This window comes from Tahibacter caeni (assembly GCF_024609805.1).
Taxonomy (GTDB): Bacteria; Pseudomonadota; Gammaproteobacteria; order Xanthomonadales; family Rhodanobacteraceae; genus Tahibacter; species Tahibacter caeni.
In genome coordinates this window covers 1-15,619 of record NZ_JANFVR010000023.1, presented here as the reverse complement: position 1 = coordinate 15,619, position 15,619 = coordinate 1, and the positions used below count along the sequence as shown (strand labels likewise).

Below are 15,619 nucleotides of genomic sequence, written 5' to 3'. Positions count from 1 at the left end.
GGCGTCTCCGGCTTGCCGTGCACTTCCGCGCCGGCGTGGTCGCGGGAAGGACTCCGGAAATCGCGCCGCCGTGGAGGGGCGTCCTCACGGGTCCTGTTTCTCGACGGCGTGGCGGAACTGCAGGTAGTGCGTCAGCACCTGCAGCGGGGCCTCAATCTGCGGGTAGTGGCCGATTCCGTCGAGCAGCACGCAGTCGGCATCGGCGATCAGTTCGCGGTAACGCGCCACCATGTGCGCGCCCGAAACCGGATCGGCCTCGCCGTCGATCACGCGCAGGGGCACGCGGGTGGCCTGCATCGCTGCGACCCAGCGAGCCCGCTGCTCCCGGCGTTCGGGGATGTAGCGTATCAGCCGATGCATTACGCGCGGGCCGCCGTCGTGCGCGATCAGTTGCCAGAAGGCATCCAGTTCCGCGGCGTCTGGCGGGGTCTCCGGCCCAAACAGGCGTGCGAAATTGGCGGCCAGCGCGCGTCGGCTGAACTGCCGGCCGATCAGCGCGCCCAACGGGCCGAGCAGCAGCTTCTGCGCCAGCACCGGACGGTGTGTTTCGGGAAACAGGCCGCCGTTGAGGAACACGCAGCTGGCCAGCCGGAGGCGTCCTTCCTCGTGCCGGGACAGCAGTTCCTGCGCCACGCTGTCACCGTAGTCGTGTGCCAGCACATGCACCGGGCGGCGTTCACCTGCATGGGCCAGCAGCGCCTGTTGCAGATCGGCCTGTTCCAGCAGGCGGTAGGCATGGCCGCGCGGCTTGGCGGAATAGCCGAAACCCAGCATGTCGCAGGCGATCACGCGGTATCGCCGGGCCAACGGTTGCCACAGGTAGTGCCAGTCCCAGCTGGCGGTGGGAAAGCCGTGGATCAGCAGCAGCGGTGCGGCGGCGGAGTCTCCGGCCTCCCAGTAGCGGATCGCATGCGCGCCGAAGCGCAGTTCCCGGCTGCGGGCCAGCCAATCCTCCAGCGCGATGCCGGGCAGCCCCTCCTTCACTGGTCATATCCCGGCGACTGCCGATCCAGCCGGCGCAACAGCGCCGGCCAGGCTATCCCGGCGCCTTGCCCCTTGGTCACCATCTGGATCACCTGCGGCATGGTTTCCATGATCTTCGGATCGACCTGCACCAGCTCGCCGCCGGCCTGTGCGCTGATCTGGATCTGGCAGGCGGCCTCGAACGTGTACATGGCCAGGAAGGCTTCGGCCACGCTCGGGCCGACGGTGAGTAGGCCGTGGTTGCGCAGCATCAGGTAGGTGCTTTGGCCCAGATCCTTCTGCAGGCGCGGCTTCTCGTCGTCGCGCAGCGCCACGCCCTCGTAGTCGTGGTAGGCCAGTTGCGGAATCACGAAGGTGCTCTGCTGGCTGATCGGCAGCAGGCCGCAGCGTTGCGCGCTCACCGCCACGCCGGCGCGCGTGTGGGTATGCAGCACGCAGCCTACGTCGGGGCGGCCGTCGTGGATGCAGCTATGGATGGTGAAGCCGGCCGGGTTGACCGGAAATGGACTGTCGATGAGCTTGTTGCACTGCTGGTCCACCTTGACCAGGCTCGATGCGGTGATCTCGTCGAACATCAGCCCGTAGGGGTTGATGAGGAAGTGGTGCTCGGGACCGGGGATGCGGGCGCTGATATGGGTGAAGACCAGGTCGCTCCAGCCGTACAGCGCCACCAGCCGGTAGGCGGCGGCCAGATCGACGCGCAGCTGCCATTCTTCGGCGCCGACCTTGTCTTTGAGGGAGGTAATGACATTCATGCTGCGGTCTCCGGGCGGTATTGCAGGTCGAACGATATAGTCCGGTCCGACGGCCGGACTGTCGCCTTCTTTACGTTTCAGGCGCTCATCCATGACCCACGGCATGCCCGCATTGCTCGAGGCATTGACCGTCAACGCCTGGTTCGCCGCACTGCCGCAGGATCTGCGCGTACGCATGGTGGCCGGCTCCATCCGGCTGCACTTGCAGTCCGGGGAAACGCTGTTGCGTCGGGGCGGGACGCCCGATGCCTGGTACGGCGTGCTGCGAGGCGTGGTGCGCGTGTCCATCCTGGGCAAAGACGGCAGATCTTGAGCTTGAGATGCGCCTCGTCACGGTAGCCGTATGCGCTGCGTTGGATGACGCGGATCTTGTTGTTGAGACCCTCCACGAGGCCGAGGCTGACCTTGTTGTCAGGGTGGCAATAGGCGGCGATGCCGTCCCGTGCGCCAGTTGCGACTCGCTGCGATCGCAAGAATGTTACTCCCTCCAGAAACTCCACGGCGGGGTAATTATGTTGTCCGCAAGCATTTGCCTGTTGCTTCGCGAGTTAGCCAAAAAGGAACTATTGCATATTTGAGAAATCTCCTCGATGGGTTTCCGAGAAAATATTCGGAGCGTGTAATCCTTTTGCCAGTATATATCGCAAAGCTCAATAAAGCCTTGCGAGACAGCCCAATCGTAAATCGTTTGCTGGTGGTGATCTTCAAGTAGAATCTTCTCTGGTCTAGCGTGGAACGCCACCACGTCGATTCCGTATAGATCCAGTAGTTGCCCGGAAACACCGCCACGCGCCACTGCGCCGCTACCCAAGCCTACATTATCCAAGCTGTTTATCTTCGAATGATACGCGGCCATTCCGGCATCGCCGATCGAAAAAGATCTGATTCTATATTTTTCAGAAATTAAATTCAGGGTTTTCCCTAGCTCCGCATGCGATAGAAGAGCCCGCGGATAATAGGTTGAAAGATGCGCAGATGTATTGTCGCTAATCAGCGCAAAGCATCCCAAAAACAATAAACACATTAAGTTGATTGCAGTCTGAAAGCGCAGTCGAATTAATTGTGTAGGCTGGGCGTCAGTTGAAATGAGAAATCTGCCGTTTGTTCTTGCCGCAAGCCAGCAAAAGAATATATAAATTGGCGCGAAAATATGAAATGCAAACCGGCCGGCATAGTCCATCTGGAGGTTGGATGTAGAGTAGCTAAGAACCATTGCGCCAAAAAATGCGGCCATGAAAAAGGCAAGCTTGAGTCGACTCAAGATTAACAGGCATGCAATCGGCAATAGGAATAAACCAAATTTTACTAAATTCGCGATGCTCAGTGGAGCTCCGGATTTAACGTAGAAAGTGTTCGGTAGCGCGCTTCCGAAATGGACTTTGTGAAATGCAAAGTACAAAAGGAGGGGGATGGAAAGCGCGATAAGAACACCCGCGCCACTAAGCGGCCGGAATCGAAAATTCTTGAAATACTGGGCGGGCGCCAGAAAGACATCGCGAAGGCTCGTTTGCGGCTCATTAATAAAGAAATATAGCGGCACAAGAAATACGAACAGCCAAGTCTCTGGTCTCACCAAGAACAGCAGTATCGAAATCGCAACGGCGTACTTAACTCTTGCTTCGTAGAGAGCAATCAAAAGAGTCGCCACGAGGATCACGAACCAAAATGTTTCAAGGCCCCCATAAATATGCGCTACTGTCGCGGGCAACCCCACGAGAGCAAGAGGTAAGATGATGGCCCCGTGCGTGGCTTTATAAATCCAGAGGAGGAAGGCTATAAGGGTTAGTGTTGAGGTTAATTTAAAGAATAAAACAACATCCATCCCTATATAATTCGGAAGGATTGCTAACACCGCAAAGATAGGACTGGTGTAGGCTTGCGTAGCGTCGAGCATTGTTGGGTTGTAGTTCCAAACGCCAAAGTCCACTAGATTCTTTCCGTAGCGCCACGATATGAAAGCGTCGTCAACGGTAAATCTTGAAAAGACATACAGTGAGATCAAGCAGCACACAGCGAGGATCGTGATCAATGCTGCCGTAGACATTCTCTTGAATCTCGGAAAATCCATAATTGCTCTCGTTTGGATTGTTATCTCTTATTTTTTCGGGAGTGAATGGCAAGCAAGAAAAAACCAATCATCACGGCAAACCAGAGCGTTGTCAGGCGAATTAATACAGTTGCGGCAATCGCATCAGGCAAGAGTGTGCCGCCCACAGCCAACAGCTCTATCATCACTGCTTCTGATCCACCCAGGCCGCCTGGCATGAAGCTCAAAGCACCCGCAAGCATTGAAATCGCATACACAAAGACTGCGAAGGGTAACGAGACCTCTAACCCCATCCATCGGAGAATTAGATAAAGTGCCCACGCTTCAGCAGTCCACGCAGCAAGGCTTAGACCCGTTGCGGCGCCAAGAAGCATCGGGGACTGGCAGCGTCTCGCCTTGAGCAGAACTTCGATCAGATGCCGAGCTAACGTCGGAAGGCGTGAGTCACTCCGAATCGTGCCGTGTATCCTCTTAAGTAGACGTCCGTTGGACAAGACCACGAATACTGAAGCCAGTGCCAGCGCCCCTGTGACGATAAGAGGTTGAGCTGCAGGGTAGATCGTTAATCCGACCAGTGCGAGCGCGACCACCGCCAGCAGGTCCGACAGGCGTTCGCTGAGGAACGCGGCAAGACTCGTCGGGTACGGGACTCCCCAAGCCTTCAGCAGTACCCCGCGAAGTGTCTCGCCCGCCTTGCCAGGAGTCGTGGTGAGGGCGAAACCGGCGAGGTAAATTTTCAGGCTTGGCCACCAAGGCACCGGATGGCCCATAGCTCCTAGAAACATCTGCCAGCGGATGAAGCGCAGCCCATAGTTCACCATCGACAGCATCAAGGCGATGACAACACCCAAGAGCCCTACCTTGGCGACCGCGGCTGCCACGTCCTGCCACCCACTCCACAGCGCAAAGCCCAGATAGCCGGCTGCTGCCAGCACAACCGACGAAATCACCGCGCGATAACGCCACCCCGAGAGCAGATCAGGCGCGGTGTCGATGACGCCTGGAGGGGGAGTACGGCTGTTCACAGTTTCAGCCGAATACATTGCCGGGGATGTGGCGGATGATCAGCATGACCCAGGGGTCTGTCAAACGAACTGTGTAACTGCGGTTGATGTCATGCGTTGACCGGCACACGGTCTTCGCCGAACAGGATCTGGAACGTCTGCATCGCTTGCTTCCAGTGATGCACTCCGCGCCAGCGCTTGCTCGCGAGTCTGTAATTTGAACTGTGTAACTGCTCCCTGACGTATCGTAGCGGCAGATGCCGCGAGGAGCAGAGATGGCAGACAAAGTGGACGAGCGGGCGCTTGAGGCGTTGCTGTCGGGGTGCAAGACGCCGCAGGACGTGGCGGCACTGTACACGCAGATGCTGCAGCGGGTGATCGACCGTGGCCTGAGCGCTTCGCTGAACGCATCCGTCCTGGGATAGATCAGCACCACATCGCCCTTGCCGTCGTGACAGCTCTGATCATAGGCGTGCAGTTAACAGAAATCGCGCTGATCGGCAGCCCGTATTTGTCCGCACCGGTGGCTTCCTGCCGTCGAGCAGCTTCCATTTCGTATCCAGCATCAAGCGGTTCGCGCCGGATGCCTGAACGAGCAGATCCGGCTTCAGCCGGAACCAGTCCTGCCCGTAATGCGTAACCAGCGCAAAGCTGCGCGCCTGCGCCTTGATGGTGAAAGGGTGTGCGATCTGCCGCGCAAGATGCTTGGCGACGTAGTCGAACAGGCGCTGAACCTTGCCGGTCGGCTTGGCTTTCCGGATGGTTACATCGGTCAGCGGCACATCTGGGGACATCCTCGTTCGCAGTTCGGGCGTATACCCCTCGTATATGCCCCCCCAAACAGCCGAATTGCAACGGAGCCCGGCGAACGCGGGCAAACAAAAAGGGCCTGGTTTCGACGGAAATTTCCGTGAAATCAGGCCCTTGTTGAACGTTCGCGAACGGCTGCGAACGGGCTTCTGGTGGAGGTGGCGGGAATTGAACCCGCGTCCGAAGGCGCTCGACGCCAGGTACTACATGCTTAGCTCACCGTTGGATCTCGTTCTCCGGCAGCACGGTGTGCGAAGCGCGCCGGAGAACCAGCCTGTAAGTTTTAGCTGGACACCGACAGGCGGCGGTTCCCAGCGATCCTGCGATAGTGACCCTACATCCACGAGCACAGGCACAAGTGGGTTCGGGGCTAGGCCTTAAGCGGCCAGAGCGTAGACGTCGTCGTTGGCGTCTGATTGTTTGCCGCTGGATTAACGAGGAAAGCTGCCCCCTCGGCATGCACCCAACTATCTCACTACCCCCGTCGAAGCCGTGACACCCCCGGGGAAAGGCGATGCTAGCACGTTGCCGGCACGGGTTGCGAAATGGTGACAGGCGCGGCGGATTCAAGCCGGCCGCCGCGCAACCTGTCCGCGCCGCCGCTCACGCGTCGCGATTGTGCGCGCGCATCGTGCGCTGTTTCTCGCGGTTCCAGTCGCGTTCCTTCTCGGTCGCGCGCTTGTCGTGTTCCTGCTTGCCGCGGGCCAGGCCGATCTCGACCTTGACGCGGTTGTTCTTCCAGTACAGCGCGGTCGGGATCAGGGTGTAGCCCTTGCGCTCGACGGCACCGATGAGCTTGTCGATCTCTTCGCGGTGCAGCAGCAGTTTGCGCGTGCGGCGGTCGTCGGCGACGACGTGGGTCGAGGCCTGGATCAGCGGCGTGATCTGCGCGCCGAACAGGTAGAGCTCGCCGGCCTTGATGAGCGCGTAGGCGTCGCCGAAGTTGATCCGGCCCGCGCGTATGCTCTTGACCTCCCAGCCCTGCAGCGCGAGACCCGCCTCGTAGCGGTCGTCGATGTGGTAGTCGTGGCGGGCGCGCTTGTTCAACGCGATCGTGCCGCCGCCGTCCTTGCCGTTCTTCTTGTCCTTGGGCTTGGCCATCTTGGGTAGAATCCGCCGCGCGCTCGCAGCCGAGCGCTGTAAATGTTGATAGGTCACGGTTCCTGGCATGCGCCCCGGCGACTGCCGCATCAAGCCCGGGCTCAGGCGGACCGTGCCGGTGTCCGCCGCGGCTGCGCGCGGACCGGACCCGTTCTCCGCCGGTTTTCGAGACTGCCGAATTGATCCAGATCCGTCGCAGCGCCCTGGTGCGCTACAGCCCGGGCCAGATGTTCGATCTGGTCAACGACGTGGAAGCATACCCCAGGCGTTTCACCTGGTGCGCCGCTGCCGACATCCTCGAGCGCGACGAGGCCACCTTGACCGCCCGGCTCGAGGTGCGCATCGCGGGCATGACGCAGCGCTTCACGACACGCAACACCCTGCAGCGTCCCGAGCGCATCGACCTGGCCCTCGTCGACGGGCCGTTCCGTGCGCTCAGCGGCAGCTGGCAGTTCACGCCGCTCGGCGAGGAGGGCTGCAAGATCGCGCTGGCCATGGACTTCGAGTATTCCGGCGCGCTGCTCGGGCCGGCGCTGCGCCTGGGGTTCCAGGGACTGGCCGACCGCATGGTCGACGAGTTCGTCCGCGTCGCGTATCGCGTCTATGGCTGAGACCCTGCGCGTCGAAGTCGCCTACGTGTCCGAAGGGCAGTCCTTCCTGCAGGCACTGGAGCTGCCGGCCGGCGCCTGTGTCGCCGATGCGCTGGCTGCGTCGGCGCTGCGGCGGCATTTTCCGGAGCTGGATCCCGCCGCGAGCCGCGTCGGCATCTTCAGCCGGCCGGCCACGCCGGACACACCGCTGCGCGACGGCGACCGCGTCGAGGTCTACCGGCCGCTGCTCGTGAATCCGAAAGAGGCCAGGCGCCGGCGCGCACAGCAGACCGGCAAGTCCTGAGCCGGCGGCGCCTCAGCCGCGGCCGCCCTGCTTCTTGTCGTCGGGGCGTTTTTCGTCGGGGAATTCGACGCGGTACTTCTTCGCGTCCTTGATGAGCTGGGCCGGGTCTTCGGGGAAATAGTCGCCTTCGATCTTCGCGAGCGCGTCGTTCTCGAAGGTCAGGCTGAGATTCTTCGTCTTGATCTTGCCGCCGCGGCGCTGGATCGACGAGACGTAGTCCCAGCGGTCGCTCTCGAACGGACTCGTGACCGACGGTGTACCGAGCAGCAGGGTGACCTGGCGTTTGCTCATGCCGGGTTTGAGCTGGTCGACGGTGGTCTTGGAGAGCAGGCTGCCCTGCTGCACGTCCGGCCTATAGATCGCGCCGCAGCCGCTGAGGGCGACGGTCAGGCCCAGCACGCACAGGGGACGGGTCAAACACTTCATCGCGACGATCCGGTCAGTCAGCAAGGGGCCGGATGATACACTAGCGCCGTTAAACGTCTGGAATCCCTCGGGGCCCTCATGTTCCCGCTGCGGCTACGGCCGTTTGACGCACGGACCTTGATTGGCAAGGACTCCGCATCCGGCCACCGCGACTCGGGCAGCCGTCAACGTGAATCACCCCGAAACGGGGCGGAGCGGTGATCCGGCCGCGGCGCGGCGGGTCTCCCGGCTGCGCCGCAGCGCAGCGGGACTTCGGCCCGGCCGCCCTCGCCGGAATCCGACCCGCTGCGCCGGCATCGACCCGCGCACCACAGGAGAAACACTATGGAGTCGCAGGATCTGCGCAAAGTCGGCCTCAAGGTCACCCACCCGCGCGTGCGCATACTCGGCATTCTCGAAGAGTCGGACGGCAAGCACCTGACAGCCGAAGACATCTATCGCGAGCTGCTGGCCCACGAGGACGACATCGGCCTGGCCACGGTCTACCGCGTGCTGACCCAGTTCGAGGCCGCCGGCCTCGTGCTCAAGCACAACTTCGAGGGCGGCCAGGCCGTCTACGAACTCGACCGCGGCAAGCATCACGACCACATGGTCGATCTGGAAACCGGCAAGGTCATCGAGTTCACGAGCGAGGAAATCGAGCGCCTGCAGAAAGAGATCGCCGATCGCCACGGCTACGTGATCGAGGAGCACAGCCTCGTGCTCTACGTGCGGCCCAAGCGCAAGCGCTGAGGGAAGACGGGACAGTCATGAATCGGCCGACTGCGCCGCGACGCAGCCCCGGCAGCCGTCCTGCCGCATCGCTGGCCGCCCTGGGGGCGGCGCTCGTGTTCGCGGCCTGTGCCGTCGCCGCGCCCTTGGGCGAAGCCGGCGTGGTGGACCGGCTGCAGCAGCAGCTGAAACGCAGCGCGGACTACCGCGTCCACGGCGACTGTCTGAGCCTGCTCGTCGAGGAGAAAGAGCCGGCATTCTTCGGCATCGCGGTGTACGAGAAGCACGGCGACGGCTGCCCCGGCGATCCCGCGACGATGCCCGTGCTCGATCGCTTCCAGGTGGACGTGGCCACCGGCGCACTGCGGCGCTACGACGTCTTGGAAGACCGCTACGCGGACTGGACACCCGAGGCGGCCCAGTAGGGCGACTCGGCCGAACGAACGGAGCCCGCCTGCGACCGGCCTTTCCGCACGCGATGCCGTCCGGCGTTCGGGGGGAACTGGATACCGGTGAGCCTCGGCTCTTGCCACCGGCTCGCGTCGTGAATCCGGCACAAATGTTCAACGATGAAGCGAAGGCGGACCATGTCGCGCCGGGCCTCGCGACAGCGCCCGGTCCTTATCTCCGCATCGCAGGCATTCACTCCGCGCCGCGAAGTTCGTGCCGCCTCGAATCCCCGACGCGGCCCGCGGCCGGTCAGTCGGTGATCGGCTTGCGTCCGACGAAGCGGTAGTAGGGCACGCGCAGCAATGGCAGGTAGGGCACGGCCGCGTCGGCTTCGACGAGGTCGTGCTGCGGCAGTTGTTCGCGCAGATACGGCAGGTGCGCGGCGCTCGGGTGCACGCCGTCGTGACCGAACCAGCGCGGCCAGAACCAGCGCGCGAAAGCGCCGTGGCGGCGCAGGCCGGCGGCGGGCCGCACCGGGCTGACGTAGAAGTCGACGACGGCGATCAGGCCTCCGGGCTTGAGCATCGCGAGCGCGTTGTCGATCGCCGCGCGCCAGTCCGGGATCATCGTCAGCGCGTAGGAGAAATACACGCAGTCGGCCGGCCGCGGCGGCTGCCAGCGCGTCGCGTCGGCCTGCGCGAGATCGATGCGGGCGTCGGCCGCCGCGCGCGCCTGCGCACGTTCGATCAGCGCCGGGCAGAGGTCCACGAGGTGGAAATGCGCGATGCGCTGCCACTGGTCCGGGCCGAAGAAATCGAGATTGCGGCCGGTACCGCCGCCGAGCTCGACGACGCGGGCGCGGTCGGGCAGGACAAGGCCGGCGATCAGTGCCTGGCGCCCCTGCAGCAGCCGTTCGCGGAATGCGTCGTAGTGCGCCGCCTGCGGCGCATAGAAGGCCTGCAGGCGCTGCGCGTGCGGCACGTCGCGCGGCATGCCGCGCAGCAGGCTCAGCAGCACGCCGGCATCGGCGCGCAGCGCGTCAAGCCGGCGCATCGGCGATCACGAAGCCGGCGTAGGTGTGCACGCGGTCGTGCCGGTGCAGGCTCTGCGCGAGCTCGTCCTGGAACGCGAGCACTTCACGCAGGCTGCGGCCTTCGCTGCCGACGCGCAGGCTGTCGAGATAGGCTGGCCGCTCGTGGGCGCTGCGCAGCAGGATGCGCGCGCCCGGCGCGGCGCGCTGCAGTATGGCTTCCCATTCCTCGGCCAGCGCCTGCGGGTAGTAGCTGCTCATCCAGTCCATGTGGTCGAGCAGCACGAAGCGCGTGATCGGCTCGTCGTGGCTGCGCAGGAATTCGGTGACCGTCGTCGTGTGCGGCACGATCGCGTCCACGCGGCCGGCCTTGAGCGCTGCGAAGTTGTCCGGCTTGAGGTATTCGGGGCAGCAGTCGCGGCGATAGCGGCCGGCCACGTAGACGTGCCAGAAATAGTTGTCGCTGACCGGCAGTTGGCGGAACACGTACTGCACCGCTTCGCGGATGAAGCCGGCGATGCCGCCGGCATGCTGCGCCTCGACGAGCTTGCGCTGCGGATACGGCACGCCGAGCATGCTCATGACGAACTGCTGCGACAGCAGCCAGTCCAGCGGCTTGTTCCACATCAGCGGCGCGACGCGGTCGTCGTAGATCACGCGCTGCTCGGACAGGTCGCGTGCCTGGAACAGCGCGGTCAGCGCATGATTCAGGCGCGGCCGCAGGCGGAAATAGGCGCGGCAGGCGCGCGCGACGATGCCCGACAGGCCGTGGAAATAGAAGCTGCCGCGCGGGTCGGCGAACCAGTTCCAGTGTTTGTCCCACCAGGCCTGCGCGAACTCGCCGAGCTCGGCGCGAAGCCGGTTCTGATAGAGGTTGCGGAAATCGGCGTGATAGCCCTCGCCGAACACCTTGAAGTAGTCGTCGAACTCGAGCCGGCGGATGCCGGCGATCTTGAGCTCGAGCAGCGCGGTCTGGCGCGGATTCGCGTCCACTGCATGCACGCGGCGCGGTCCGGCGATCGCGTAGTCCAGCGCATTGCAGCCGGCGCTCGTGATCACGAGCACGCTGTCGTCGGGACCCAGGCCCAGGGCCTGGCGGTCGACGGCCGGATCCTCCCAGCACGCGTTGTAGACCAGGTTGCGCGAATAGATCGCGTTGAACAGGCGCTGGTCGAGACGGTCGCGGAGGCTGGGCGTGTCCATGGCAGGTTCGCGTCGGTGGCTGGCGCGCACGCTAGTACGACGGGATGACAGGCCGGTGACTGCGACCGAAGGTCGCAACCGCACGGCGGCGGGCGCGCGTAAAGTGCGGCCATGTCCATGCTGCCTTCCGGTCTGTTGCGCAGTCTCGCGCTGCTGCGCTGGTTCACCGTCGCCGGTCAGGCGCTGACCGTCGCCGTCGCCGTGCACGTGCTAGGCCTGCCGTTTCCGGCGCTGCCGCTGTGGAGCGGCGTCGCCGCGCTCATGCTGTTCAACCTGTGGGCCGCGCCGCGGGCGCGCCGTCTGGCGCAGACGAGCACGCGCGAGGCGCTGCTGCACGTGCTCGTCGACGTCGCCGAGCTGACGTGGATGATCGCCTGGAGCGGCGGTGCGATGAATCCGTTCGCCTCGCTGTTGCTGCTGCCGCTCGCGCTCGCCGCGGTCGCCATGCCCTGGCGCGCGGTGCTCGTCGTGCTGCTGGCCTGCGGCGCCGGCTATGCGTTGTCGACCGTGCTCGGCCCGCCGCTGCCGCACCTGCACGGCGTGTTCGGCGACACCCTGGATCTGCATCTGTGGGGCATGGCGGCGAACTTCGTGGTGTCCGGTGCCGTGGTGGCCGGATTCCTGAGCCGGCTCGCGCAGACCCTGCATGCGCGCGAACAGGAGCTCGCGCGGTTGCGCGAGCAGTTCGCGCGACGCGAAGGTATCGTCGCGCTCGCGACGCATGCGGCCGCGGTCGCGCACGAACTGAACACGCCGCTGGGCACGCTGACCCTGATGCTCGAGGACGCCGTCGCCGACGCGCCGGCCGGCAGCGAACGGCGCGCCGACGCGCAGCTCATGGCGGCGCTCGTCGACGAATGCCGCGACCGCGTGCGGCAGCTCGCGCGACCGGCCGACGAGCTGCGCGCGGCACAGCCGCGTCCGCTGCACGAGGTGCTCGACCAGCTCGTCGAACGCTGGCGCCTGCTGCGGCCGGCCGTGCAGCTGCAGCGTTCCGACGACCTGCCGGCCCATCTCCTCGTCGACTGGGACAGCGGCATCGGCCATCTGCTGCAGGCTCTGCTCAACAACGCGGCCGACGCGAGCCAGGCCGCCGGTTCCGCTTCAGTGGAACTCGCGTTGGTCTGGCGCGACGGCCGCCTTCGCGGCGCCGTGCGCGATTTCGGCGCCGGAATCGACGCCGGCACGGCGACCTTGCCCGGACGGCTGTTCCAGTCGAGCAAGCCCGACGGCCTCGGGCTCGGCCTCGTGCTTTCGCATGCGACGGTGGAACGGCTCGGCGGCGTGCTCGCGATGGAGGCCGCCAACGGCGGCGGCGTGCGCGTACGCTTCGAGCTGCCGATGGCCGGAGCGGACGCATGAACGGACTGCTGATCGACGACGACGAGGTCTATGCGCGCATCCTGCAGCGGTCGCTGCAGCGCCGCGGCCTGCAGGTCCGCATCGCGCACGACGCGGCCGGCGCATTGGCGCTGGCCGAGGCCGAGGCGCCGGACTTCGCGCTGGTAGATCTGAAGATCGGTGCGAGCTCCGGCCTGGATCTCATCGCGCCATTGCGCGCGGCGCGTGCCGACATGCAGATCGTGCTCGTGACCGGCTATGCGAGCGTGGCGACCGCAGTCGAGGCGATCAAGCGCGGCGCGGACAACTACCTGCCCAAGCCGGTCACGGCCGAAGCGCTGCTGCGCGCGCTCAACGACGAGCCGGCCGCGGAGGAGGTCGACACGATGACGCCGTTGAGCCGCCTCGAATGGGAACACATCCAGCAGGCGCTGCTGGCCTGCGACGGGAACATCTCGGCCGCGGCGCGGCTGCTCGGCATGCACCGGCGCAGCCTGCAGCGCAAGCTGGCCAAGCGGCCGGGCCCCGAGCGCATCGACCGCTCGTTCTAAGCGTCCGGCACAACCGCGGCCGCCGGACGCGGCACTCGACAGCTATCCCGCAGGCGGCCACGGTCGTCGATGCGGAACGCTATCGCGAGCAGCGCGCGGCTACCCCGCGGCGGGCTGACGGTGGACGCGGCGCTGTACCGGGCCGCTGCGCCGGACTGTTGGCGAGGTTTATCTCGCACCGAATCTGGAATGGTCGCCGCAGCGCAGCTACGTCGATCATGCGAATACTCTGGCCGCCGATGCCTATGAGATCGCCGGCCTGCGCGTAGTCGGGTGTTGCGGCGCTGGCACCGGTTCGTCGACGCACGCAATCTCGGTGACCGGCGCTATGCGGCGACGACGGGCGTCATCGCCGACGCGCTCGGCCGCGACAACCGGCAGTTCCCGCCGGGCGACGGCCGCTCGGTGTTTGCCGACCTCGAATGGAGCGACTTGTCGCGGCGATCGAATGCGGGCGGAAGCCGTCCGCTTCGCGGTTATCATCTCGGCGGACATCGATTGCCGGAGCCGCTCATGCTGCATCATCTGTCGTTCGCCGTCGCCGATCTCGCACGCGCCGGAGCGTTTTACGACGCCGTGCTGCAGGCGCTCGGCTATCGCCGCGTCTGGACCAGCGACACGGCGGTCGGCTACGGCGTCGAGGACGACAACGACCTGTTCGCGATCAAGCAGCGCGACGACGTGCGGGTGCCGGCCTCGGGCTTTCATCTCGCGTTCGCCGCGCCGTCGCGCGACGCGGTCGATCGCTTCCACGCCGCGGCGCTGGCGCACGGCGGCCGCGATCAGGGCGCGCCGGGCCTGCGCCCGCATTACGGCCCGAACTATTACGCGGCGTTCGCCCTGGACCCCGACGGCTACTGGATCGAAGCCGTGATCAATACGGCCTGAGCCGGCTTGCTACACTCGCGCCGGACCGGCAGCCAGGTGCACGGTGAGCGAGAGCGGCGTCATTACCCGATTGTTGCAGCGCGCCTCGGCCGGCGAATCCGGCGCCGAGCGCGAGCTGCTGCCGCTGGTCTATGCGGAACTGCGCCGCGTCGCCGCGCGCCAGCTCGCCGGCGAGCGCAGCGGACACACCTTGTCGCCGACCGCGCTCGTGCATGAAGCCTATCTGCGGCTGGCCAATGACTCGACCGCGGCACCGGCGGACCGCCGCCAGTTCTTCGCGCTCGCGGCGCGGCGCATGCGCCAGGTGCTCATCGACCATGCGCGCGCCCGCGATGCGGCCAAGCGCGGCGGCGTGCAGCGCGAAGCCGTGACCCTGTCGGGCCTGCATGGCGACGGTGCGGCGGTCGAAGTCGACCTGCTAGCGCTGGACCAGGCGCTGCAGCAGCTCGAACAGGCCGATCCGCGCAAGGCGCGCATCGTCGAACTGCGCTATTTCGCCGGCCTGGAGATGATCGACATCGCCGAGCTGCTCGGCATCTCGCGCGCGACGGCGCAGCGCGACTGGGAAGTCGCGCGGACCTTCCTGTTCCAGCAGCTGACCTGAAGCGGCGAGCGTGCGCGGCCGCCGCATCGCGGCGTGACGCGCTTGGCGATTGCGCGATTTTCCCGTCGATGCCTGCGACACGCCGGTGCGCTCCTGCGCCTGTGTCGGCAACCGCGAATCGTCGCGGCAGCCGGAGACAGTCATGCGTAGCAGCGGTTGTGCGGTGTCCTTCGTCCTCGTCCAGTTGCTCGGCGCCGCGGCGGCGCCGGCGCAGGTCTACCAGAGCGGTTACAACATCGGGCCCGACTACGGCGCCATGCTGCAGCAGCAGCTGCAGCGCAGCGCCGCGCTGAGCCAGCAGATGCAGTCGGCCGAGCAGCAGCTCGTGCAGCAGGTCATGCAGAACCCCGACTGCATGGCCAAGTACCAGCAGCATCGGGCCATGGGCGGCCAGCTCAGCTATCCGCAGTTCGCGTACCAATATGCCGCGACGGCCGGCTTCAGCAACGACGGCATCGCGCGCTTCCGCGCGGCGGAGCAGCGCAACCAGCAGGCCGAACGGCAGGCTTGGCAAGGCTATCGCCAGGCCGAGGACCAGCGCGCCCAGGCGCAGCAGGCCTATGCCGACGGCTATGCGGCGAACCAGGCCGAGGCCGGCCGCGTGCTGCAGGGCAACAGTTCGTGGCGCGATCCGACCGGCGGCCAGGCCCAGGCGCTGGCGTATACGGGCGGGAACGTCAGCGTCGATCCGGCATCGGGCCGCACCTATTACCGCGACGACAGCGGCCAGTACTACGTGCGCGGCGACGACGGGCTCTGGTACGCGATGACGCCGGGGCGCTGACGGCTGCGCGGCAGCGGCCCGCATCGCGGCCCGCAAGCGGCGCGTCTGATCGGCGTGCAGGCCGCGTCCGGCGAGCGGCGGCCGGCGCGGTTCACG

The 15,619-nt window shown here is 65.3% G+C and carries 20 protein-coding genes and 1 other RNA gene; 11 read left to right on the top strand and 10 right to left on the bottom strand.

Annotated features, from left to right (window positions below; translation table 11 throughout):
• Positions 1–84: 84 nt before the first annotated feature.
• Complete coding sequence (locus tag NON22_RS03810) at positions 85–984, bottom strand: alpha/beta fold hydrolase (RefSeq protein ID WP_257385581.1); 900 nt, start codon at positions 982–984, stop codon at positions 85–87.
• On the bottom strand, positions 981–1,739 hold the full coding sequence (locus NON22_RS03805; RefSeq protein ID WP_257385595.1) for a class II aldolase/adducin family protein: 759 nt from the start codon (positions 1,737–1,739) through the stop codon (positions 981–983). The genes NON22_RS03810 and NON22_RS03805 overlap by 4 nt, the downstream gene beginning before the upstream one ends.
• Positions 1,740–1,830: 91 nt before the next feature.
• Between NON22_RS03805 and NON22_RS03800 the strand changes: the two genes are divergently transcribed.
• On the top strand, positions 1,831–2,052 hold the full coding sequence (locus NON22_RS03800; RefSeq protein ID WP_257385596.1) for a cyclic nucleotide-binding domain-containing protein: 222 nt from the start codon (positions 1,831–1,833) through the stop codon (positions 2,050–2,052).
• Positions 2,053–2,217: 165 nt separating this feature from the next.
• Here NON22_RS03800 and NON22_RS03790 read toward each other — a convergent pair whose 3' ends face one another.
• Positions 2,218–3,666 carry a hypothetical protein gene (locus NON22_RS03790; RefSeq protein ID WP_257385580.1) on the bottom strand — a complete coding sequence of 483 codons (1,449 nt, stop codon included), beginning with the start codon at positions 3,664–3,666 and terminating at the stop codon, positions 2,218–2,220.
• 161 nt (positions 3,667–3,827) lie between these two features.
• Positions 3,828–4,811: a lysylphosphatidylglycerol synthase transmembrane domain-containing protein gene (locus NON22_RS03785; protein ID WP_257385579.1), complete on the bottom strand. Its 984-nt coding sequence runs from the start codon at positions 4,809–4,811 to the stop codon at positions 3,828–3,830.
• A gap of 254 nt (positions 4,812–5,065) precedes the next feature.
• On the opposite strand from NON22_RS03785, the gene NON22_RS03780 reads away from it, so the two are divergent.
• Positions 5,066–5,215 carry a hypothetical protein gene (locus tag NON22_RS03780; protein WP_257385578.1) on the top strand — a complete coding sequence of 50 codons (150 nt, stop codon included), beginning with the start codon at positions 5,066–5,068 and terminating at the stop codon, positions 5,213–5,215.
• 39 nt (positions 5,216–5,254) lie between these two features.
• On the opposite strand, the gene NON22_RS03775 is transcribed toward NON22_RS03780, so the two are convergent.
• From NON22_RS03775 to smpB, 3 genes are all read right to left on the bottom strand, one after another.
• Positions 5,255–5,572, bottom strand: a complete 318-nt coding sequence (locus NON22_RS03775) for an McrC family protein (protein WP_257385577.1) — start codon at positions 5,570–5,572, stop codon at positions 5,255–5,257.
• 178 nt (positions 5,573–5,750) lie between these two features.
• Positions 5,751–6,103: a transfer-messenger RNA gene (ssrA, locus tag NON22_RS03770) on the bottom strand.
• A 100-nt stretch (positions 6,104–6,203) separates the two neighbouring features.
• Positions 6,204–6,701 carry an SsrA-binding protein SmpB gene (gene smpB, locus NON22_RS03765; protein WP_257385576.1) on the bottom strand — a complete coding sequence of 166 codons (498 nt, stop codon included), beginning with the start codon at positions 6,699–6,701 and terminating at the stop codon, positions 6,204–6,206.
• A gap of 179 nt (positions 6,702–6,880) precedes the next feature.
• On the opposite strand from smpB, the gene NON22_RS03760 reads away from it, so the two are divergent.
• On the top strand, positions 6,881–7,312 hold the full coding sequence (locus tag NON22_RS03760) for a type II toxin-antitoxin system RatA family toxin (protein WP_257385575.1): 432 nt from the start codon (positions 6,881–6,883) through the stop codon (positions 7,310–7,312).
• Positions 7,305–7,595 (top strand): RnfH family protein, encoded by a 291-nt coding sequence (locus NON22_RS03755; protein ID WP_257385574.1) that lies wholly within the window; start codon positions 7,305–7,307, stop codon positions 7,593–7,595. Before NON22_RS03760 ends, NON22_RS03755 begins: the two co-directional genes overlap by 8 nt.
• Before the next feature lie 12 nt (positions 7,596–7,607).
• Here the strand turns inward: NON22_RS03755 and NON22_RS03750 are convergent, their stop codons facing one another.
• Positions 7,608–8,021 carry an outer membrane protein assembly factor BamE gene (locus NON22_RS03750; protein WP_425507949.1) on the bottom strand — a complete coding sequence of 138 codons (414 nt, stop codon included), beginning with the start codon at positions 8,019–8,021 and terminating at the stop codon, positions 7,608–7,610.
• Positions 8,022–8,345: 324 nt separating this feature from the next.
• On the opposite strand from NON22_RS03750, the gene fur reads away from it, so the two are divergent.
• Both fur and NON22_RS03740 read left to right on the top strand, forming a co-directional pair.
• Positions 8,346–8,753 (top strand): ferric iron uptake transcriptional regulator, encoded by a 408-nt coding sequence (fur, locus tag NON22_RS03745; RefSeq protein WP_257385572.1) that lies wholly within the window; start codon positions 8,346–8,348, stop codon positions 8,751–8,753.
• Between the two features lie 17 nt (positions 8,754–8,770).
• Positions 8,771–9,157, top strand: coding sequence for a hypothetical protein (locus NON22_RS03740; protein ID WP_257385570.1), 387 nt, complete (start codon positions 8,771–8,773; stop codon positions 9,155–9,157).
• Positions 9,158–9,431: 274 nt separating this feature from the next.
• On the opposite strand, the gene NON22_RS03735 is transcribed toward NON22_RS03740, so the two are convergent.
• Positions 9,432–10,175, bottom strand: coding sequence for a class I SAM-dependent methyltransferase (locus tag NON22_RS03735; RefSeq protein ID WP_257385569.1), 744 nt, complete (start codon positions 10,173–10,175; stop codon positions 9,432–9,434).
• Positions 10,162–11,355, bottom strand: a complete 1,194-nt coding sequence (locus NON22_RS03730) for a BtaA family protein (RefSeq protein ID WP_257385568.1) — start codon at positions 11,353–11,355, stop codon at positions 10,162–10,164. Before NON22_RS03730 ends, NON22_RS03735 begins: the two co-directional genes overlap by 14 nt.
• A gap of 111 nt (positions 11,356–11,466) precedes the next feature.
• Here NON22_RS03730 and NON22_RS03725 point away from each other — a divergent pair, with 111 nt between their 5' ends.
• From NON22_RS03725 to NON22_RS03705, 5 genes are all read left to right on the top strand, one after another.
• Positions 11,467–12,717, top strand: a complete 1,251-nt coding sequence (locus NON22_RS03725) for an ATP-binding protein (protein WP_257385567.1) — start codon at positions 11,467–11,469, stop codon at positions 12,715–12,717.
• Positions 12,714–13,247 (top strand): response regulator transcription factor, encoded by a 534-nt coding sequence (locus tag NON22_RS03720; RefSeq protein WP_257385566.1) that lies wholly within the window; start codon positions 12,714–12,716, stop codon positions 13,245–13,247. The genes NON22_RS03725 and NON22_RS03720 overlap by 4 nt, the downstream gene beginning before the upstream one ends.
• Positions 13,248–13,760: 513 nt before the next feature.
• On the top strand, positions 13,761–14,135 hold the full coding sequence (locus tag NON22_RS03715; protein WP_257385565.1) for a VOC family protein: 375 nt from the start codon (positions 13,761–13,763) through the stop codon (positions 14,133–14,135).
• 43 nt (positions 14,136–14,178) lie between these two features.
• Entirely contained in the window at positions 14,179–14,739 is a 561-nt protein-coding gene (locus NON22_RS03710; protein ID WP_257385564.1) for an ECF-type sigma factor, read from the top strand.
• A 142-nt stretch (positions 14,740–14,881) separates the two neighbouring features.
• Positions 14,882–15,523 (top strand): hypothetical protein, encoded by a 642-nt coding sequence (locus NON22_RS03705; RefSeq protein ID WP_257385563.1) that lies wholly within the window; start codon positions 14,882–14,884, stop codon positions 15,521–15,523.
• The last annotated feature ends 96 nt before the right edge of the window (positions 15,524–15,619 follow it).